Here is a 20,619-nt window from a genome sequence, read left to right as displayed (position 1 = left end):
GATCTGGATTTAAAGAAAACTGAATTATTCGGAATCAGTTCCTGATGAAGGTTTTAATCCTCCAAAACGCTTAGGAGATGTTCCATTCCGAAATTGAGGAGGAAATCAGAATAATAACTTTCAAAAATTTCACGTATATATTCATCGACAGTAAGATCCCTAAACTCTCCGTCCTCCATTTTCTGAAGATTTACACCTTTGTTTTTCGTAGTCAAATAAAGAAAAAGCGAATGAAAATAAACCGAAGCAAGATATTTTCGTTCAGCTGTGGTAATTTGGTCTTCACTAGTCAGCTTTTTTCTGTGGTTTAAGAATACAGAACTGTCTACGTTGATGTACAGCTTTTCAAGCTTATCTCCTTCCGCCAAAGGGTAAACTACTGTCTTGTGATCCATGTCAAATTCCAAATTAGACCAATCCTTCTCATGCACTTTAATCAATTCCGGAAGACCTAGGTTTTCAAAATCGTCCTTATCCTCATTTACCTTTACTTTGGGAGCTATTTCCGGATCTACAATCTTTAGAAAAACAATCTCATCTTGATATGAATCTCCCGGTCCCTTTAAAGACGCTTTAATTTCAACTTCATCGCCTTGGCGTAATTCGGTGTTAGGATTAATAGTAATTTTGATGGTGCCCTTTTGGGGGCTTGAAACTGCAATGTTTAGTACGTCTCTAGGCTCTGACGCCTTTCCTGCACTATCCCCACCGGAAGCGTCATTTTTGCTCCTTTTTAAATTTAGAACGGAAATCTGCAGATCCCCAGGTTCTTCAACGCGGTCAAAATAGTGATCTTCCGCATCCGTCTCAAACTTTAAGGTCTTTTCTCCCCCAATTGGAACGCTGAATGTCTGGTTTTCGTCCTTTCTATTATACAATCTAAAATAGCTTGGAAATCTCTCAGGCTTAAATTCTTTTTCAACCCGCTGAGATTTTTTGGGAGTCGCACCATTAGATTTTGGAGATTGTTTTTTCTCCTCAATTTTGAGGGTATTTTGTAGAAGTTTGAAAAGTTCTCCGTCCTTCGGGAGGTTTTTGGCGAATGATTTAACCAATTCCTGGGTATCCTCCGACTCTAATCCCATCGTATTTTTTCGCCTTTTGTTTAATTCGGACAATTGGGATTTGACCAACTGCTTTCTTAAATACTCCCTTAACTTATTGGATTCATCCCCCTGCCTCAATCGGTCTCTGGATGCCATGAATAACTCCTTTCGGAATTCATAGTTCAGCTGCGAGCAGTCAACATTGATTAATACATAGTCTTTCAGCAGGTTGAATTTAAGTCCCCTGGTAATAAATTCGGAAGTGTAATGTCCGTGAACCTGACCATTCATCGAAAAGAGGACTGACATGTTGTTTTTGAAAAACCGGTCTTTTATATCTCCTTTGGTTTCTTTGACTGTCCTACCATTCCGCTTTGATTTAAACACATAGCAAGTTACCTTCATGCTACCGAAAATTTTGTCGGTATAGGTTTCGGAAAACCACTCATCGATGTAATCCCCTTCTTCCTCCAATCGCCGTTGCAGCCCATATACCGAAGCCTCTAAGACTGGATTGTTTGGATAACGCTCCTTTTTGTCTACTGTCATAAAAGGGAGTACCGGCTTAAAAAGAAACTCATTTAGGTTTTGACTTAAATCCTGGGCAAATCCATATACACCTTTCATCTGATAGGAGTACATCTTTATGACCGTACCTGTCTTGAACTTTCTGTTGTGAAGGTTTAGATCCAACTCCGTTATTTGAAAAGCGGGGATTTCGCCTTCTACCGTAAGGTATTCATACCATGTGTTTTTTTTGGTTTTTTGTTCCTCTTTAGACAGCGGGTGTTCTCTGGTAAGAGTAAAACCAAACTTTCCGCTGCCGTCGTATCTTTTCGAAGCTATCAATTGGTATCCTTTTTTGCCGCAAAAAACAATCGCCCCACTTCCCCCCATGTTATATTTCCCCTGCACAAATTGAATTTCATTCTTGTTTCCCCTCATTAACGACAAAAAAGTTCCTGGAAATTGGTCTGGATGTTGACCTTCGCCATTGTCGTAGATTATAACTGCACTTTCCTTTGTAGGTCCATCTGCAAGAATCTGTATTTCTTCCGCCTGTTTTCTTCTAAATTTAGGAAGATCCCAATTTTTAGATTCCTTGCCAAAGAATACTTGAATGGCTTCGTCCATTGTTTTCGGGGCATCGGAACTTTTGGGGTCTATTTTTTTTCCAAGGCATTCTTTCATCAAGAGGGCGTCAATAGAGTTGGTTACCTTTTCCACCAAGGCAGCAATAGGATTGGACTGTTGATTTTCAATTATGCTGTAGTTCGATTCAGTATCTCCGATCGGTTTCCAGTTCTCACTTTTAAAAACTGCATCGTTTTCCGCAATACACTTATCCACATCAGCCTCGGTTTTGGACTTATACAGTTTCCAAAAAATGGTATCTAGCATAATTAAACTATTAAATTGTGTAAAAAGACGATTGAATAAAAGAATTCCTTTGTTTTTAAAGTAATTGACAAAGTAATGAAAAAGTAAATCAATTAATAATAATTTAGGACTGACGGTCGATTTTGAGAAGATATTGTAAGAATCAACTTCACCGAAACGCATTTTGCAACTACGACGGATAGAGAATTTACAACTCTTTTAAAAAACTAAAACATCGTACAATTCCTCCTACTATCAATAACTAATCCATAAAACAAGTATTCCTCCCAAGCCAAATCTATTTCAATAAAGAATTAAAACTCTCAAAGACCTTCGAGGTCGGGAAGACCTCAAAGGTCTTGCCCAGGCTAATCCATCACCACTAAAACAGATCGAAAATAATTTCCTCTAACCAGGAACATCGGAGAGTAAATCATTCATACCCAAACGAAAATCTGAAAACCACTTTGCCACGTTTCAGTTTTTTCATAGCCCAATAACGCCTCCCACCAGTGTCATTGGCACCAAGCCGTGAGGGTATGAATAAACTCAAAAACGTTTTCTCAAAACAACATTTTTTACCAATAAATGTTGTTTATAAAACACGCAAATGGTAGACCGCTCCCTTAATCGCTCAATGCTCTAATTGAAATGGCGTAATTCGTAATTGAAAACTCGTAATTGATCATCCACTTTGTCAAGATCCGATTTTTTCATATCTTGCGTTACGCAATTTACGTAACGCATATTACGAAACATGAGAGCACCCAGTAATCCATTTATACTTAGCGGCTATCACAGTCCTGCCTATTTCTGCAACCGACAGATGGAATTGGCTTGGCTGGAGGAGCAGTTTCGGAACGAACGTAATGCCGTACTTTATGCCTATCGAAGAATGGGTAAAACTGCCCTGATCAAGCATTTTTTCTATCACTTGGAAAAAGAAAAAAGGGCTAAAACAGTATTTTTGGATCTTTTGGGTACCAGCAGCATGCCGGAAGCAAATAAGAAACTGGCAAACGCCATCGTTCAGAAGTTTGGAAACATCAATGACGGTATCGGTAAAAAAATGCTGGCCATGCTCAGTTCACTGGGAGCTACCATAGGTTTGGACCCAATAAGTGGGGCACCCCAGGTTACATTTGGCCTGGTACAACCCACCGAAGTGGAACGGTCCATGGAGGCGATTGGCAGCTTCCTCAAAGAGACTAAGCAGCCTGTGGTCATCGCCATTGATGAATTTCAGCAAATCACCGAATACGCCACGCAAAAGGCAGAAGCTGTTTTCCGTTCTTGGACGCAGGAGTTTCCAATGATACGATTTATTTTTAGCGGCAGTCACCGGCAGATGATGCAGACGATGTTTACCGACCAAAACCGTCCATTTTACAACAGTGCGCAGTTGTGGTCCTTGGAGCCGATAGGCAAAATGGACTATGCTACCTTTATCCGTGCATTTTTCAAAAAGGCAAACCTTGAAATAAGTGAACCGCTACTTGACAAAATCTTCGAATGGTGCCGTATGCAGACCTACTACGTACAGCTTATTTGCAACAAACTATATGGCAGGAGACAGACAGTCAATGATGAGCTGCTTCTGGAAGTACAGCAGGAAACTGTGCAGCAGGAAGCGCCGCTATTCAGCACCTATCAGCATTTGCTTACGGATTTTCAGTGGCGGACCCTAAAAGCAATCGCCTTGCATGAGACTGTACAATCACCCACCTCTCAGGAATTTCTTGCAAAATATAAACTTGGCGCTGCCAGCTCTGTAAGTACAGCCCTCAAATTGCTGGTAAAAAAAGAATTTGTAGTATACCAAAACGATCACTACCGCCTTCACGATACACTTTTGATGAGGTGGTTTCAGCAGATTTAATGAAAAAATTACGAATTAAAAATTACGATATTGGAAGTAAAAAGTGGAAAGTGAAAAGTGAAAAGGCCCTTAATCGCTCCATACTGGAATTGAAATAGGTAAAGACGGAAGACCGGAGACCGGAGTAGGGAGACGCAGAGACTTAGGGACGGAGGGAATTGGGGACGGGAGACGGGAGTCCGAAGAGACTGTGTAAAAACAAAATCTCCCGCTGATCTCGCAGAATTACGCAGAGGATTTTATGATTTATTGACATTTTATTTCATTATAACTGAAATAATTTATTGAAACAAATTATTGTACGTCGAAAGTTTTTATAATTAGTCTTTTCACACAGCCTCGGAAGACAGGAGACCGGAGACGGTAGATGAAGCCATGGAACACTTGGCAGAAGATGAGATCGCCGAGGTCATAGGAGGACATGTGGAAGAGGTAGAACGGTACTGCACATTAAAGCTTTTTGACTTGGCTTTCCTGTACATGATCACCGGAACCCATATCGCCTATCTCCACACCTGCCACCGCAGCAAACTCTGGCTCTCTGCCCATGGCATTCAGATGGAGCACACCTCGGATATTGTGGCGGAGGGAAAGCTGATTGGTGAGACATCCTATCAGGAACGGTCTGTCAAATATACCGAACTGGGGATCGATGGCATCAAGATTGACTTTTATGATGCCAAGAATATGATCATCCATGAAGTTAAGAAGTCTGATAAGGTAGAGCATGCCCACTTTGCCCAAGTGAAATACTACCTGTACATATTGATCAAAAACGGGATATCTGATGCCTCAGCAATAATTGAATACCCCAAACTCCGTCAACGACACGAGGTGGAATGGGAAACGGATGACCTTCAAACACTGGAAGGATGGATTACCCATGCCAAGCAGGTTATCCACCAATCCAATTTCCCCGATCTGATTAAAAAACCGATTTGCCAAAAATGCAGCTATTATGATTTTTGCTATGCAACTGAAAGTGACAGTAATGAGTTAAATTAGTATATTGTAAATAAAAACAAATGGAACATAAGATCACCATCTGTACGGAAGACCCACAGCTAATTGATCAAATCACAAATTTGATCAAAGATGAAAAAGCCACCTATCTATTGGAACAATCTTCCAACAATAGCAGTGAAAAATTGGTCGAAATCATGAACCAACTAGCGGCTTCTACTCCCATCAAAAGTATCAAAGATCCCCTTTTATGGCAGAAAGATGTCCGGAAGGACAAAAAACTATTAGGTAGGGATTGATGGTATTATTGGATAGCAATATATTAATTTATGCCTTGCTGCCCGACCGGTAGATGTTATGATTCCCTGCCTGCAGTTTCAGCCAGCATCTGCTTTGGACCTTCTTGAACGGAAAATCGAGGAGCTCTTAGTGGATGAACGGGGTCGGAATTTTCTAGAGAGGATCGCCGAGGTGCTAAAGATAGCTGCGGAAATACCTGCCATTAAAGAAAATGCGGAAAAGCTGGCTATTCGAATATACTCCTTTTACTCCCGATTATCCGCACTGAGGGATGAATTGAGAATTGCCGGATTGGTTAAAATTTAGGTTGTGGTACGCTGTAACTCTAATCCAAAGTAAAAAAAGACAACCATTTGCAACAATCTAATGAACCCCTTACTTTCCCCATCACTTCCACTATTTTATAAATTCCAACATGCTCTTACAACTAAAAATTCAAATAAACGGCCTTTCAAATCCCCCTGTATGGCGTAGACTTATGGTACCGGATAATTTCACGTTCAGTCGGTTTCATCAGGTTATACAAGCGGCTTTTGGATGGGAAGATTATCACCTATACTTATTTTCCCCCGAAGAGATACGGTTCCAAACCCCTTATCAAGTTGGAAGATGAGGAACCAAAAAATGCGGAAACGGTCAAACTGAGCGAGTATCTGAATCGAAAAGGAAAAAAATTCACCTATATCTACGACTTTGGGGATGACTGGACACATTCCATCCTGGTGGAGAAACTGATTGATCAGCAGGGTATTCGGGCGGAGTTGGTTGACGGACAAGGTGCCTGCCCCCCTGAAGATTGCGGAGGCTTCTGGGGATATGCAAACCTACTGGAAGCTCTCGCAGACCCCAATCATGAAATGCATGAGGAAATGCTGGACTGGCTGGGCCTTGAAAAGGGGGAAGATTGGGATGCCGGTGCCTTCGACCTGGAAACTGCCAAAGCCTTCGTAGCGACGGTTTAAGATTTATAAAAAGAAAAGATTGAATACAGGGAATTGCTTAGTGAAAGGAACTACCTATAGCAAAACCAAAAAAAATCCGAACATATCCGCTTAATCCGCCAAATCCGTGTTCCATTCGACTTCAGGAAGACAAAGGTTTACAGATTCGTGTTTTGGCGGGAACGTATGGCTTCTGCAATCATTATCGGTGCCAAAACTGCCCCACCCCTTCCCTCGCTCTGTAGGGGAGAGCGATCAATGACGTCAAATAAGGTGAAAACGATATCCGGCACTTATCATTTACCCCAAAAAATCCGCACAAATCCGTGTTCCATTCGACTTCAGGAAGACAAAGGTTTACAGAATCGGGTTTTGGCGGGAACGTATGGCTTCTGCAATCATTATCGGTGCCAAAACTGCCCCACCCCTTCCCTCGCCCTGTAGGGGAGAGCGATCAATGACGTCAAATAAGGTGAATAACGATATCCGGCACTTATCATTTACCCCAAAAAATCCGCACAAATCCGCTTAATCCGCCAAATCCGTGTTCCATTCGACTTCAGGAAGACAAAGGTTTACAGATTCGTGTTTTGGCGGGAAAGTGTGGCTTCTTCAACCGTACCCGCTGCCAAAAAAAAAACCGGCATATTCTTTTCCAAGCAGGGGCTCCGCTGCAACCACACACCTGGCTATTAAGATTACACCCCGTATTCTAAGATTTTTGACAAACCATTCATAACATTCGTGATTATTAATATCTATCAATATCTAGTATCCACGAATATCAATCCCCAAAATATTTCGGCCGTAGGCATACCCTGAACCGCTACGCTCCACAGGGTCTACGCTTCGCTTCGATTTCTACAATATTTCCACCATATTTCATTATCCTATGCGGCGGGCAAAAAAAAAAACGCCGGACATTGCTGACCGGCGTTTTTAATAATTATATTAAAACTTAAAGCTTACTTCTTAGCTTCTTCGTCCATTTTCTCTTTCAATGCTGAAAGGGCGTCCAAATCCCCCAAGGTGGATTTTTCTGCAGAAGGTGCTGAAGATGTCTCAGAACCTGAGGACTTCTTCTTACTTGCAGCACTGGATGCGGCAGCGGCAGCTGCGGTTTTCTTGGCTTTAGCCGCATCTTCCTTGAAGGAAGACGTATGAGAAAGCACAATGCGCTTGTCGTCTTTGGAGAATTCAGTTACTCTGAAATCCAGAGATTCGCCAGCTTCTGCCTGTGATCCGTCCTCTTTCTCGAGGTTTTTGGTCGTGGCAAAACCTTCCAATCCGTATGGCAACTCAAGGATTGCTCCTTTGTCGTTCTTGGATATGATAGAGCATTTGTGAATTGATCCAATTGGAAACACCGTCTCGAAAGTATCCCAAGGATTCTCTTCCAATTGCTTGTGACCCAATGCCAATCTTCTGTTGTCTACGTCCAGTTCCAATACAATCACGTCCAACTCGTCATTTACTTTCACAAATTCAGACGGATGCTTGATTTTCTTGGTCCAAGAGAGGTCAGAAACGTGAACCAATCCATCGATACCTTCTTCCAGTTCCAGGAAGAGACCAAAGTTGGTTAGGTTTCTTACGATTCCCTTATGCTTGGTGCCTACCGCGTATTTCTGCGCCATTTCCTGCTTGGTCCATGGGTCTTCGGTAAGTTGCTTGATACCCAAAGACATTTTACGGTCTTCTTTGTCCATTGTCAAGACAACGGCAACAATCTCGTCATTTACTTTGACGAAGTCGGCTGGATTTCTCAAGTGCTGAGACCATGACATTTCGGATACGTGGATCAAACCTTCTACACCAGGGGCAAGCTCAAGGAACGCACCGTAATCGGCTACGTTTACGATCTTACCTTCTACTTTAGAACCTACTTCAAGGCTGGCAGACAATGAATCCCACGGATGGGAAGTCAATTGCTTCATACCAAGGGAAATTCGTTTCTTGTCATCATCGAAATCCAATACCACAACCTGTACTTTGTCGTCCAGGTTAAGCACTTCTTCCGGATGGTTGATACGACCCCAAGAGATATCGGTGATGTGCAAAAGCCCATCTACACCACCCAAATCGATGAATACACCGAAATTGGTCATGTTTTTGATAACTCCTTCCAACACCTGACCTTTTTCCAGGTTGTTGAGGATTTCCGCTTTTTGTTTTTCGAGGTCTTTCTCGATGAGTACTTTGTGAGAAACGACTACGTTATCGTTGGCGTGGTTGATTTTCACCACTTTTACTTCCATTTTCTTACCTACGTAGATATCAAAATCCCGAATAGGCTTCACGTCAATCTGGGAACCAGGCAAGAATGCCTCCACCCCATAGATATCTACAATCAGACCGCCTTTGGTTCTTCGCTTCACAAGACCTTCGATCACATTGTCAAATTCCAATGCGTCTTCGATCTCCTGCCAAGCTCTTACCATTTTGGCTTTCTTTCTGGAAAGTACAAGCTGACCAAGGGAGTTCTCCTGCTCTTCGATGAACAAATCGACCTCGTCTCCTATTTTAAGTCCTTCCAAATCCCGGAATTCACTTAAAGGAACAAGTCCGTCTGACTTAAAACCGATGTTGATGATCACGTCTTTGTCATTGATACCTACTACAGTACCTTTGATGACCTCTTTTTCCGTGATTTCATTCAAGGTATTGTCATACAGCTTCTCCATCTCGGCACGCTCAGCCTTGGTGTAGCCTTCTCCAAAACCCTTGGTTTCGTACTTTTCCCAATTAAAATCTTCTTTATTTGACATATAATAAAAGCCCTGACTATCAACAACCCTAGGGCTCTCGGGTTGAGGTTTTTAGTTCGATTTACCCTCCAAAAGAAGGACCGTTCACTCGAACGGACTGCAAATTTACACCTTTTTTTAGGAATAGAAATATCTAGTAGACAAAATGTTAGGACAAATTGGTCAATTGCATCTCAGGGCGCCCCTGTATAGAAAAGAAATCGGCTTACTAGACGGATCTCACTTGGAGGAAAGGGATCCATTCTTCAGCATGCCTTTCTGCATATTCGACTAGAAAATAACTTAGCGTGGGCCTAAACGGAAGTGCAAAGAGTTTCATCCCGGCCTGCTCGGGTGTCTTGTCCCCTTTCAGCGTATTGCAGCGATGACAGGCTGTAGCCAAATTAGTCCATGTAGTTTTACCGCCCTTTGACTTGGGAAGAACATGGTCAATGGTTAGATTTTTCTTGGACCCGCAGTATTGGCAGCTAAAATTGTCTCTTTTGTACAGATTGGCCCTGTTCAGCATGACGCCTCTGTAGGGGATATTTTTGTACTCATATAGCCGGATCACAGCAGGGTAGAAAAATTCCCTGTCTATCGTACGGATCCGCAGGTAGTCAAAATTAGCCAAGGAGGTGGCTTTTTGAAGTATGGTGAGCACGAGTGCTTTTTGCACCGTAACAATGGCTACCGGAGAATGGTCCAAATTGAGTACCAAAACCTTTTTTTCCATTGAGTCTATCATGCAGGCATCAAATTTATAACTTCATGAACCTGATTTTGGCGGGAATTGTTTCTGCTGCCACCTTCACTTTCCGGATCAAAGGACCTAATGATCACCCTTCCCTTGAGATCCAGCAGCTGACCCATCCCCAAGTACAGGCCTAAGTGATAGGGGATTTTGTTATCGTTGGAAAAAACCACCACATCCCCTTTCTGGATATCCTGAATTTGTCGCTTCTCTCCGAACTCAATCAGAGCCGAAAGGTAATTCGGCACGATATAACCGGAAAATTTAAAAATCAATTGAACCATGGCTCCCAAATCCAACCCAAAAAGGCTCCTGCCTCCGGACAGAAAAGGGGCATTGACAAACCCTTTGGCTATCTGTACCAATTCCTCCCTATTGGCTTTGGACGAAAAGTCCCTCATTTCCCCAGACAGTTCCAAAGTTTCATTAGGTTCAAAAAGTTCGGCAGACGATATGTGAAGGATACTGCCCGCGAGCAAATTCAAAAAGTCTCCACGAAACTTAACGCGTGTCACGGGAGAATTGGTAAGTTTAAAATCACTCTCCTTGTACCGCTGATAATCGACTTCACTGATATCCTCATGTTGGTGAACGGAAATCCAACCAGAACCAACCAACAAGTCGCCAGTCACCAACAGCCAGTCCAAAAGGCGGCTAGTGCCTATCACGGTATAGGTCTCGCCAAAAAGCAATTGAGTAGTCATCCCAGATCCTAAAACAGGCTCCCGGTACAGGGTCAAAAGACTTAGGCGGCAAATGCCGAATTTTTTATCAATAGGCCATTCGTTGAAGGTCTCTTTTTGCATCTTTTTCTTTTATGGAATCCCGCTTATCATGGACTTTCTTTCCCTTTGCCAACGCTATCTCCATCTTTGCAAGCCCCCTGTCATTGACAAATATTCTTAACGGAATAATGGACAAGCCCTTCTCAGCAAATTTGGTTTGTAATTTATTCAACTCTTTCTTGTTTAGCAAGAGTTTTCTTTCGCGGACCGCGTCATGGTTATAACTTGCCGCCATTGTATATGGGGCTATATGCATTTGCTTGATATATAGCTCCTCCCTTCGGAAATAGCAAAACGCTTCCGTGAGGGATACCTTCCCCTCCCGGATCGATTTGATTTCTGTGCCTGTCAGTACAAGTCCCGCCACAAACTTGTCGATAAACTCGAATTCATAGCTGGCCTTTTTATTTTTTATATTGATGATTTTCTGGAGTGTGGGTTTCTTATTCATGGATTCCAATTTTCATTTTTGCCAAAGGACTCACATCCAAGGGACAAAATATTCCTTTTTCGTATTTGAAATGGGCAGCCATGGCGATCATGGCCGCATTGTCAGTGCAGTATTCCAGCCTGGGAATATATACGTTCCAACCCAACCTTTGGGATAGGACGGATAAGGCATCTCTTAACCCCCTGTTGGCAGAAACGCCCCCAGCTATGGCCACCTCGGTAATACCAAAGGTCTTTACCGCTTTTTTGAGTTTTATTAGGAGCATTTCTATCAAGGCATGCTGCACTGAAGCACAGATATCAGCCTTCCGATTTTCCACAAAATGCGCGTCTTCCCTCAGTTTTTCTCTAAGAAAATATAACACGGCAGTTTTTATACCACTAAAGGAAAAGTTCAGTTCTTTCATCGATGACACCGGAAAATCAAATGCCTTGGGATCTCCCTCTTGGGCCAACCGGTCCAAGAAGGGACCTCCCGGGTAAGGCAAGCCAAGCAATTTGGCTGTCTTGTCAAACGCCTCCCCGACCGCATCATCCAAGGTTTCACCGATGACTTCCATATCCAAATAGTCCCTGACCAACACAAGCTGGGTATGTCCACCGCTGACGGTAAGACAAATAAAGGGGAAGGAGGGCCTTGGATCTTCGATGAAATGGGCCAAAATATGCGCTTCCATATGGTTTACCTCTATTAGGGGTAGGTCCAGCGAGAATGCAAAGGATTTGGCAAAGGACCCTCCTACCAGCAACGCGCCCATAAGCCCTGGGCCTCTGGTGAATCCAACTGCACTCAACTCACTTTTTGAAATTCCCGCATTTGTGATTGCCTCATGTACTACAGGAATCAGGTGCTGCTGATGCGCCCGTGAGGCCAATTCCGGCACCACACCTCCATATTTCTCATGGACGGATTGGGTGGCGATAATATTATTGAGTACTTTGCCATCAGAAATCACCGATGCGGACGTTTCATCACAAGAAGACTCGATAGCTAGTATATTTACAGTCATTTAATTATCCATTGGAAAAGAAAGCGAAAGTTACGGAAATTTTGCTGAAAGCGGTCAAAATGCTTTCTTGGATTATGCTGTTCCTGTTAATACTTTTTCTGGGAGTGGCTGGATTGCTTCAGATACCAAAGATTCAAACAAGCGTCGCCAGGTACCTCACTGAAAGGATTTCTGAGCGAACAGGATACAACACTCAGGTGAAGGCTGTCAACATCCGTTGGTGGGATGCGATCAGTTTGGATGATGTCATCATCTACGACCGGAGAGATAGTCTGATGGTCAACTTGGATGAAGTTTATATCGATTTTTCCATTAGGGGGTTATTGGATAGCGACAATCCCGGGTTGGATGAGGTTAACCTCAAAAATGGAAATGTTCGGATGTTGACACATAACACCGGGGAGAGGATGAACCTTATGGGGTTTTTAGACGGTCTTCGAGAAATGTTTGTTTTCGGCACGCCGAAAAAGGAGAAAAAAAGGATTAAGTTCGACATTGACAACATATCCTTTCAAAATACCTCCTTGGATATATTGGATTACACCTTGACGGATACCCTTACGTTTGATTATGGGAAGTTGAGGTTTAGAAATTTAAATTCAGATGCCGATGATTTCTACGTCGTGTCCGATACAGTCTCCTTTGATTTACGGTACCTGCAAGGAGTGGAATCTACATCGGGAATCGAATTCCAACAACTCCAGACAGTCTTTACCTATAGTACATCAGGTATGGAATTTAGGGAGTTATATCTCAAATCCAACCAAACAGAAATCAAAAATTACCTGAAATTCAGCTATGACAGTCCTGCGGCTTTAAGTAATTTCGTAGAGGAGGTGGAGATTTATGCCAACTTGGATGAGTCCATTTTGGACTTGCAGGATTTGAGGTATTTTTCGAGCAATTATCCCAACGTGGAAGATAAGCTTTTTCTCAGTGGTGAGGTTTCTGGAAAAATCAGCAAACTGTTTTCTGAACAATTGCTGGTCCGGTTTGGAGAACGAAGTGCGCTTTTTGGAGCCTTCAACATTCAGGGCCTGCCCCGTGTGGACGATACGTACTTTAATTTATCTCTGATTAACTCTACCCTGGTCAGCAGTGACCTTCGCCCCTATGTAAGCCCAGCCGCACAAAAAGAACTAGACAAATTCCAAGATATCCGCTTTGACTCAGACTTTGCCGGGTACCTGGCAAAGTTCACTGCAAATGGTGACTTTCGAACCAGAATTGGCCGAATGCGTGGAAGGCTAAACTATCAGTTGACCGATAATCTACCCACTTACAATGGGCGGATTGAAGCGATTAACCTGGATGTGGGCATATTGATGGAAGACAGGGAAATGTTTCAGAAAGCCAATTTCAACGGAAACATCCGCGGGACAGGGTTAAATGCCGAAACGGCTATCATAGAACTGAATGCTGATTTCAAAAACATTGGAATTAACCAATACCAATACAGCAATATAAATACGAACGCCACCTTTGGTATGGAACTCTTCAAAGGACAACTGAGCATCCAGGATCCAAACTTGGTGATGGAGGTTGACGGCACGTTGGATTTAAGAAACAATAAAGATTCCGCCAATTTGGTCATGAAGCTGGATACGGCCTTTTTACAAGAATTGAAACTTACTGATCAAAACATTTTCCTCAGCGGCAGTTTCGAATTGGATACTAAAGGAATACATTGGGACAATATCGAGGGAGTAACCCGCTTCAGGGATGTATTGGTCAGTTATGAGGGCAGGGACCTATTTTTGGACTATTTTCTTTTCCAGTCCTTGTTTACTGGTGAAACCAGGGTGATATCGCTCAATTCAGATCTATTGGTTGCGGGCATTTCCGGAAAATTTGAAGTCGAAACACTGGCAAAGGATGTACAGGAGCTTTGGGACGATTACCTTGATATCCTAAGCAACGAAACGCCACCCATAAGATCGTATGTGGCCGATGAAGAGGATTATTATATAGACATTTTTGTGGACTTAAGGGATCCCAACCCCATTATTAATCTGGTTGCCCCAAACCTCTACCTGTCGAATCAAACCGCAATAGAAGGTGCTTTTTACCAAACGGAAGAAAATACTGTCTTCAACTTTTTCTCTGGCATTGACACCATATATTACGATGGCAACTATTTGATAGACAACAACATTGATTTCAACACGTCCAAAAAGAAAAACTCCACGGATGTCCTTGCCTCCTTCTATTTGTTGTCCAAAGAGCAACAACTGAGATCGGGGATTAATTTTCACAACTTCGCACTTGAAGCCATCTGGAACGAGTCCAACGTAGACCTCACCCTAGGTATCGATCAGTTGGCAACCGAAAGTTACCTTAGGATAAACAGCGGAATCCATTTGGAACCGGGGAATACCTCTATAGTTTTCGAACCTTCCGATATCAAATTGCTCGAAAACCATTGGGAATTTGATACTGACAACAGCATCATTCTTAAACCAAACGAGCTTTCTTTCAACAATATTCGCCTTTTCCATGAAAATCAATTCATTTCCGCCGACGGGAAAATAAACGCAAATCCTGATGAATCCCTGGATATCAGCATTAATGAGCTGAACCTAGATCTTTTGAATTCTTTTGGCCTGAAAAATTATATGGGAACTGCCAATGGAGCCATTACCCTCACCGAATATCAGCAAAAAGAGGGATCGAAAGGCAACCTGTCCATTACGGATATCCATATCGATGACTTTTTGATAGGGGATATTGAAGCTTCGGCTTTTTATGAGGAAGGACAAATCAATATCCAAATTGACAACTATTGGGGAGGCCGAAAATCCATTGAAATTTCGGGTACCTTGGGGGAACTTGACAACAGCCTGAACATGACAGCCATTCTGAACGAAACAAACCTAACTATAGCGGAACCTTTTTTTGGCGCACTGGTCTCTGAGTTGGATGGGACGGTCAGCGGAAAGCTGGAAATAGCCGGTACCTTAGCCCAGCCCGAAATCACAGGGCAAGGACAGGTGAAGGAAGGGTTGATGCGCTTTAACTACCTCAACACCTATTACCAATTGGACGGAAATGTCATTATGGACCCGAATCAGATTAGCTTCAGGGGATTGGTGCTTCGGGATATCAACAACAACCTCGCGACTCTGAATGGGGGAATCACCCATGATAATTTCAGCAATTTCATTATAGACCTCACCGCTGGATTTACCAATTTCCAAGTCCTTAACACCAGCCTTGCCAATAACGAACAGTTTTACGGAACTGCTTTTGGCACGGGCGACCTGACAGTTTTTGGTTCCTTGAATAATTTGGAGATCACCGCCAATGCGAGCTCACAGCCTAACACGCGTATCTATATACCCATCGGAAGCACTCAAGGCCAGTTTCAGGAGGACTTTATCAACATCATCAATGTGCATGACACTGTTCAGGTTGCAGGGACGGAAGGTCTTCAGGATGGATTGGCAATCAATAATATGGTCATCAACTTAAACATGGATTTAAACCCAAATGCCTATGTAGAAATCCAAATAGATCCAAAAACTGGGGAAACCATCCAAGGAAGAGGCCGCGGTCAGCTCAATCTCAACGTAGATACCCAAGGAAATTTCAATATGTATGGCACCTATGAGATCGTGGATGCCTTATACAATTTTTCCCTGTACAACATTATCAACAAACGCTTTCAGATTGAACCGGGAGGAAGAATTTCATGGTTTGGAGACCCATATGAGGGAAACATGAACATCCGGGCCATCTATGAGGAAAATGTTTCCATGATCGGTTTGCACACCAACGCTAATGCCAGTGAATTTGAGACAGCGGAATTGAAAAGAAGGTATCCGGTGAAAGTAATTATGGACTTGGACGGACAGTTGCTATCCCCGGACATCTCCTTCGACTTTGACTTCTCTGCTTTTCCCGAAGGAACGGAACTTCAGACAACCATTTCAGCCTTTCAAAATCGGATTGCCAATGACGAGCAGGAAAAAAACCGGCAGGTGTTTTCTCTTATCATGCTGCGCAGGTTTTCTCCCGAGGGACAGTTTACCGGAGCAGGCATTGGATTTTCCAACCTCAGTCAGCTTATCTCTTCCCAGATTAACAACCTGATCGCCCAGGTAGATCAAAATCTTGAAATTGATTTTGACCTCACTTCGTTGGATGAGACAGCGCTGGAGACGTTTCAACTTCGAGTGGCTTATACCTTTTTTGACGGCAGGCTTAGGGTGGCCCGTGACGGTGGATTTACCGATTTGCAGGGCAATGCTGACTTCAATACCATCGCAGGAGACTGGCAGGCAGAATACCTGCTAACCGAGGACGGCAGATACCGGATGAGAGTATACAACCGGAATAATTTCAATACATTAACGGCCCTAAGCATCAATAACCGGGCTCCCAATACCTATGGTGTTTCCCTCTCCCAAAACCTATTATTCAGCTCCTTCCGCGAACTCTTTCAAAATTTCGGAAAAAGAGGCCGTATCATTTACCCCTATATGGATGATGACGAATCCTTACGCTATGATTTTGAGATAAAACTGGATAAAGTGGCTCCCGACCTCTTCCGACCTGACCCGCTGGAGGAAAGACCTGCCATCAATATCCTTGAAAAACCCTCAGAAACTCACGGTCTCTAAAACAATTTTTTAGCAGAATGATTACCTATACATGGAAAAAGTGACATTATTTTGGTTTCGTAGAGACCTACGGTTAGAAGACAACATGGGATTGTATTATGCATATACGCAGGACAGTAACGTGTTGCCGCTTTTTATTTTTGACACGGAAATCCTGGAAAAGCTTGAAGATGTGAGAGATGCTAGGGTGACTTTTATTCATGATCAAATAGTCCGCCTACATGAAGAATTAAAAGGTTTTGGCAGTTCGCTAGTAGTCAAAAAAGGAACTCCCATTGACGTATTTCGCCAACTTCTCGAAGATTATGAGATTCAGGCCGTATACACAAACAGGGATTATGAGCCCTACGCCAAAGAGCGGGATATAGCGGTGGGTGACTTGCTAAAATCCCATGAAATAGAACTTCTAGACTTCAAAGATCAGGTAATCTTCGAAAAGGATGAAATTACCACCGACGCCGGAGCATTTTATAAGGTATATACTCCCTACAGCAAACAGTGGTTGGCCAAATATGCATCACTTTCCTTTTCTCCGGTGACACTGGATAAGCGCAAAAATGCGTTTTTCCAAACTAAGCCCCTTCCAGTGCCGTCCCTGTCTGATTTGGGTTTTGAAAAAAGTGATCTTTATATGCCTCCCCTGCAAGTAGACAAATCGCTAATCCGGACATATGACAAAACCCGGAATTTCCCCGCATCCAATGGAACAAGTCGTTTGGGTATTCACCTGCGGTTTGGAACGATAAGTATCCGGATACTTGCCCAAGAAGCCTCCCAGCTGAACGACACTTATCTAAATGAATTGATATGGCGGGAATTCTACATGTGCATCCTATATCACAAGCCGGAGGTGGTGGATAATGCGTTCAAACCAGCGTACGACCGCATTCCCTGGAGAAACAATGCCGATGATTTTGAGCTATGGTGTGCCGGAAAAACCGGGTATCCCATGGTAGATGCCGGCATGCGGGAACTCAACGCCACCGGATACATGCACAACCGAGTCCGTATGGTCACCGCCAGCTTCCTGACCAAGCACCTGCTGATAGATTGGCGGTGGGGAGAAGCTTTTTTTGCGAAGAAGCTGTTGGATTTCGAGCTGGCATCCAACAATGGGGGCTGGCAATGGGCTGCAGGCACGGGAACGGATGCTCAACCTTATTTTCGGATTTTTAACCCAGAGTCCCAAATGGAAAAATTTGACAAAGAGAAAAAGTATATTAAAAAGTGGGTCCCTGAATACGGTACTTCCTCGTACCCAACACCTATGGTTGATCATAAATTTGCCCGGGAAAGAGCACTGGAAACCTACAAAAATGCCTTGGAAAGAACCTGAGACGGAGGGACTTGGAGACGGAGGGACGGAAGACCGGAGAAGGGAGACGGGAGAGACAGACTTATCAACCTATCGACTTATCAACCCATAAACCTATCAACTTAATTTGAGACGGAGGGACGAAGGGACTTAGAGAATGAGGGAAGAAGGGACTGCGTCTATCAACTTATCACATTTCTTCTAGACTGGGGGACGGATGACAAAAGACGGGGGAAGGGAGACGAGAGATAGACAGACTTATCAACCTATCGACTTATCAACCCATAAACCTATCAACTTAATTTGAGACCGAGGGACTTAGAGAATGAGAGACGAAGGGACGAAGAGAATGAGGGAGGGGAGACCGGAGACCGGAGACCGGAGATGGGAGAGGCAGACTTATCAACCTATCGACTTATCAACCCATAAACCTATCAACCCATCAACCATTCCCCCCCCAATATCGAAGATTCACTTAGGCTTACGACTTGACTAGGACACCCGAAATCATAAATCGTTAGGACATTTAGAACGTAATTCACTAAATTATTGTCTTCTTTACGTATTCTTCCGGGAATTCCGGGAATAAAGTCAGTAAAAACATGAATATAGGAGATAAGGTAAGACTGCTGCACGGCAAAGAAGAAGGTACCATAACAAAAATATCCAGCAGTGGCCAGGTAGAAATAGAGATTGAAGACGGATTCAGAATCCCAGCGCTAAAGTCAGAGGTGGTCGTAGTAAGCCAGGCAGAAAAGCAGTTTTTCGGAACTGCGGAGGAGAAGATTGCCGCTTGGACTCCCTCTGCGAAAAAAAGCGTAAAACCGGGGACGCAGGAGGGAATATTCTTGGCCTATGTGCCCTACAACGACCAAAACCACGGCGTATTTCTGATCAACCACACCAAGAGAGACATGGTTTATGCGGTATCTGAACTGTTTGGTGAAAACTCAAAAACATTGGGTGCCGGAGTAGCCTCAGCCAATTCCTACCATAAATTGGATGAGAAATCCATCCAGCAATTTGAAGGTTGGCCCCCACTTTTTTTTCAGATAATCCCCATCAATTCCAGAGTTGAAAAAACCATCTCACCATTTGAGCGGAAAGTAAAATTCAAGGCATCGTCCTTTTTCAGGAGCAAGAGAAACGCCCCTGTCTTGGACAAGGATGCCTATCTTTTTCAATTGGATACTCAGGTCAAAGACCTTGATGTAGGTCAACTAAACAGGGACCTGAATCCAGAGCAGGTTGATGCCAAACCTTTGACACGTCAGTTTACCCGCCCTGCGAAAGAAATTGACCTGCATATTGAGAAACTTAGTCCCACGTACGAGCTTCTGAGTAATACAGAAAAAATAAAACTTCAGCTGGAAGTATTTGAAAAAAATCTAAATTACGCCATCGCTAGCGGTATGGATGAGATCACATTTATACATGGCATTGGCAACGGGGTATTGCGTATGGAAATTCACCGCTATTTAAGTCAGTTAAATCACATCAAGTTCTTTAAAGATACCCATAAGAGTAATTTTGGGTATGGCGCTACCTTGGTGAAAATAAATGAGTAAACCATCATGTTAGAGAGAAAAGCCCCTACCCTGCTTCTTTTTGAACAACAACTTGATGCGGGCAAAACCTTGTTTGGAGAACTAGCCAAGAAAATTCGCTCCAAAAAAGCCATCCATTTGGAGGAAAAACTTTTCTTTTATCAACTCTTTCTCGAGCTAATTGGTAAAATTCACTTTGAAGAAAAGAAGCTTAGCCTAAAACTTTTTTCATCTTTTGACCAACTCTACCGAAATTTGAAACTAGTGCATCATGTCCGTATAATCAACGACTTGTACGAGAGCCAACGTATCAATCTCAATGAACCGCTTACAGACTATAAACAGGACTTGGATGAAGATAAAAAACGTGTCTACACCGAATTGTTTGACACGATCCTTTCTGCTCCAATCAAAATATGGGAAGACCTTTACTTATCCGTCTACCCGTTTGTCCGCGAACTTACTCCCTTTCAAGTAAACACCGCCACTACTCAGATCATTAACGAAGAGGTTGATTTTTCACACTTTGACGCTAAAAATGAGTTGGATCCGATTTCAATCAAGGATATCTATGAAGGTCTGAACAAGATAATCGCCATAGAAAACATTCGGACAAGCATGGGACTGAATCCCATATTCACCGATGCTGTCCACAAAAAAATCAATCTTTTAAGCCGTCAGTTGTATGATTGGTATCAGAACCATCTCTTTTTTCAGCATTTCAGCCACTTTCTCAGAGAAAAGGAAACCGTAGACAAAAAACACCTTCAACTGCTAAAGACAATAAAGAAAAACCACAAACGGCTAACCACAGATGTGGCAACCCAATCCGTTTATCTCTTTACCCAGGTACTGCATTAAGTGTTTTCCTAGAAACGCC

At 43.1% G+C, this 20,619-nt stretch carries 15 protein-coding genes and 1 pseudogene; 10 read left to right on the top strand and 6 right to left on the bottom strand.

The annotated features are described in order from the left end of the window. Positions 1 to 53: 53 nt before the first annotated feature. Positions 54 to 2,447, bottom strand: a complete 2,394-nt coding sequence (locus FQ608_RS13035) for a hypothetical protein (RefSeq protein ID WP_158858669.1) — start codon at positions 2,445 to 2,447, stop codon at positions 54 to 56. 736 nt (positions 2,448 to 3,183) lie between these two features. Here FQ608_RS13035 and FQ608_RS13030 point away from each other — a divergent pair. The 5 genes and pseudogenes from FQ608_RS13030 (at position 3,184) to FQ608_RS13005 (ending at position 6,530) form a co-directional block, all read left to right on the top strand. Beyond that, the gene (locus FQ608_RS13030) at positions 3,184 to 4,305 is read left to right on the top strand and encodes an AAA family ATPase (RefSeq protein WP_158858668.1); all 1,122 of its coding nucleotides are present in this window, start codon (positions 3,184 to 3,186) and stop codon (positions 4,303 to 4,305) included. 375 nt (positions 4,306 to 4,680) lie between these two features. Further along, positions 4,681 to 5,310 (top strand): CRISPR-associated protein Cas4, encoded by a 630-nt coding sequence (locus tag FQ608_RS13025; protein WP_234364188.1) that lies wholly within the window; start codon positions 4,681 to 4,683, stop codon positions 5,308 to 5,310. 20 nt (positions 5,311 to 5,330) lie between these two features. Beyond that, positions 5,331 to 5,567, top strand: a complete 237-nt coding sequence (locus tag FQ608_RS13020; RefSeq protein ID WP_158858667.1) for a hypothetical protein — start codon at positions 5,331 to 5,333, stop codon at positions 5,565 to 5,567. A gap of 58 nt (positions 5,568 to 5,625) precedes the next feature. After that, positions 5,626 to 5,874: a hypothetical protein gene (locus FQ608_RS13015; protein WP_158858666.1), complete on the top strand. Its 249-nt coding sequence runs from the start codon at positions 5,626 to 5,628 to the stop codon at positions 5,872 to 5,874. 109 nt (positions 5,875 to 5,983) lie between these two features. Beyond that, a pseudogene (locus FQ608_RS13005) lies at positions 5,984 to 6,530 on the top strand (plasmid pRiA4b ORF-3 family protein). A 944-nt stretch (positions 6,531 to 7,474) separates the two neighbouring features. On the opposite strand, the gene rpsA reads toward FQ608_RS13005, so the two are convergent. The 5 genes from rpsA to tsaD all read right to left on the bottom strand — a co-directional run bounded on the left by rpsA (position 7,475) and on the right by tsaD (position 12,255). Then, entirely contained in the window at positions 7,475 to 9,277 is a 1,803-nt protein-coding gene (rpsA, locus tag FQ608_RS13000; RefSeq protein ID WP_158858663.1) for a 30S ribosomal protein S1, read from the bottom strand. A gap of 208 nt (positions 9,278 to 9,485) precedes the next feature. Next, positions 9,486 to 9,992, bottom strand: a complete 507-nt coding sequence (locus FQ608_RS12995) for an HNH endonuclease (RefSeq protein ID WP_158858694.1) — start codon at positions 9,990 to 9,992, stop codon at positions 9,486 to 9,488. 8 nt (positions 9,993 to 10,000) lie between these two features. Further along, on the bottom strand, positions 10,001 to 10,816 hold the full coding sequence (locus tag FQ608_RS12990) for a C40 family peptidase (RefSeq protein ID WP_158858662.1): 816 nt from the start codon (positions 10,814 to 10,816) through the stop codon (positions 10,001 to 10,003). After that, a complete protein-coding gene (gene smpB, locus FQ608_RS12985; protein WP_158858661.1) occupies positions 10,782 to 11,246 on the bottom strand; it encodes an SsrA-binding protein in 465 nt (154 codons plus the stop codon). The genes FQ608_RS12990 and smpB overlap by 35 nt, the downstream gene beginning before the upstream one ends. After that, positions 11,239 to 12,255, bottom strand: a complete 1,017-nt coding sequence (gene tsaD / locus FQ608_RS12980; protein WP_158858660.1) for a tRNA (adenosine(37)-N6)-threonylcarbamoyltransferase complex transferase subunit TsaD — start codon at positions 12,253 to 12,255, stop codon at positions 11,239 to 11,241. The genes smpB and tsaD overlap by 8 nt, the downstream gene beginning before the upstream one ends. A gap of 11 nt (positions 12,256 to 12,266) precedes the next feature. On the opposite strand from tsaD, the gene FQ608_RS12975 reads away from it, so the two are divergent. From FQ608_RS12975 to FQ608_RS12960, 5 genes are all read left to right on the top strand, one after another. After that, on the top strand, positions 12,267 to 16,877 hold the full coding sequence (locus tag FQ608_RS12975) for a translocation/assembly module TamB domain-containing protein (protein ID WP_234364187.1): 4,611 nt from the start codon (positions 12,267 to 12,269) through the stop codon (positions 16,875 to 16,877). 31 nt (positions 16,878 to 16,908) lie between these two features. Beyond that, entirely contained in the window at positions 16,909 to 18,213 is a 1,305-nt protein-coding gene (locus tag FQ608_RS12970) for a cryptochrome/photolyase family protein (RefSeq protein ID WP_158858659.1), read from the top strand. A gap of 282 nt (positions 18,214 to 18,495) precedes the next feature. Beyond that, positions 18,496 to 18,621 (top strand): hypothetical protein, encoded by a 126-nt coding sequence (locus FQ608_RS27785; RefSeq protein ID WP_262885500.1) that lies wholly within the window; start codon positions 18,496 to 18,498, stop codon positions 18,619 to 18,621. 173 nt (positions 18,622 to 18,794) lie between these two features. After that, positions 18,795 to 19,760 (top strand): Smr/MutS family protein, encoded by a 966-nt coding sequence (locus FQ608_RS12965; protein WP_158858658.1) that lies wholly within the window; start codon positions 18,795 to 18,797, stop codon positions 19,758 to 19,760. 6 nt (positions 19,761 to 19,766) lie between these two features. Further along, positions 19,767 to 20,600, top strand: a complete 834-nt coding sequence (locus tag FQ608_RS12960; protein WP_158858657.1) for a hypothetical protein — start codon at positions 19,767 to 19,769, stop codon at positions 20,598 to 20,600. Positions 20,601 to 20,619: the final 19 nt, after the last annotated feature.

It is taken from the genome of Lunatibacter salilacus (assembly GCF_009797935.1).
GTDB lineage: Bacteria > Bacteroidota > Bacteroidia > Cytophagales > Cyclobacteriaceae > Lunatibacter > Lunatibacter salilacus.
The sequence above is the reverse complement of the archived record's forward strand: the minus strand, read 5'-3'. Positions and strand labels throughout refer to the sequence as shown.

Excerpts from the sequence above, each read along its gene's own strand:
- FQ608_RS13035 (WP_158858669.1), bottom strand. The coding sequence starts at position 2,447 with ATGCTAGATACCATTTTTTGGAAACTGTATAAGTCCAAAACCGAGGCT.
- FQ608_RS13030 (WP_158858668.1), top strand. The coding sequence starts at position 3,184 with ATGAGAGCACCCAGTAATCCATTTATACTTAGCGGCTATCACAGTCCT.
- FQ608_RS13025 (WP_234364188.1), top strand. The coding sequence starts at position 4,681 with ATGGAACACTTGGCAGAAGATGAGATCGCCGAGGTCATAGGAGGACAT.
- FQ608_RS13020 (WP_158858667.1), top strand. The coding sequence starts at position 5,331 with ATGGAACATAAGATCACCATCTGTACGGAAGACCCACAGCTAATTGAT.
- FQ608_RS13015 (WP_158858666.1), top strand. The coding sequence starts at position 5,626 with ATGATTCCCTGCCTGCAGTTTCAGCCAGCATCTGCTTTGGACCTTCTT.
- rpsA (WP_158858663.1), bottom strand. The coding sequence starts at position 9,277 with ATGTCAAATAAAGAAGATTTTAATTGGGAAAAGTACGAAACCAAGGGT.
- FQ608_RS12995 (WP_158858694.1), bottom strand. The coding sequence starts at position 9,992 with ATGGAAAAAAAGGTTTTGGTACTCAATTTGGACCATTCTCCGGTAGCC.
- FQ608_RS12990 (WP_158858662.1), bottom strand. The coding sequence starts at position 10,816 with ATGCAAAAAGAGACCTTCAACGAATGGCCTATTGATAAAAAATTCGGC.
- smpB (WP_158858661.1), bottom strand. The coding sequence starts at position 11,246 with ATGAATAAGAAACCCACACTCCAGAAAATCATCAATATAAAAAATAAA.
- tsaD (WP_158858660.1), bottom strand. The coding sequence starts at position 12,255 with ATGACTGTAAATATACTAGCTATCGAGTCTTCTTGTGATGAAACGTCC.
- FQ608_RS12970 (WP_158858659.1), top strand. The coding sequence starts at position 16,909 with ATGGAAAAAGTGACATTATTTTGGTTTCGTAGAGACCTACGGTTAGAA.
- FQ608_RS12965 (WP_158858658.1), top strand. The coding sequence starts at position 18,795 with ATGAATATAGGAGATAAGGTAAGACTGCTGCACGGCAAAGAAGAAGGT.
- FQ608_RS12960 (WP_158858657.1), top strand. The coding sequence starts at position 19,767 with ATGTTAGAGAGAAAAGCCCCTACCCTGCTTCTTTTTGAACAACAACTT.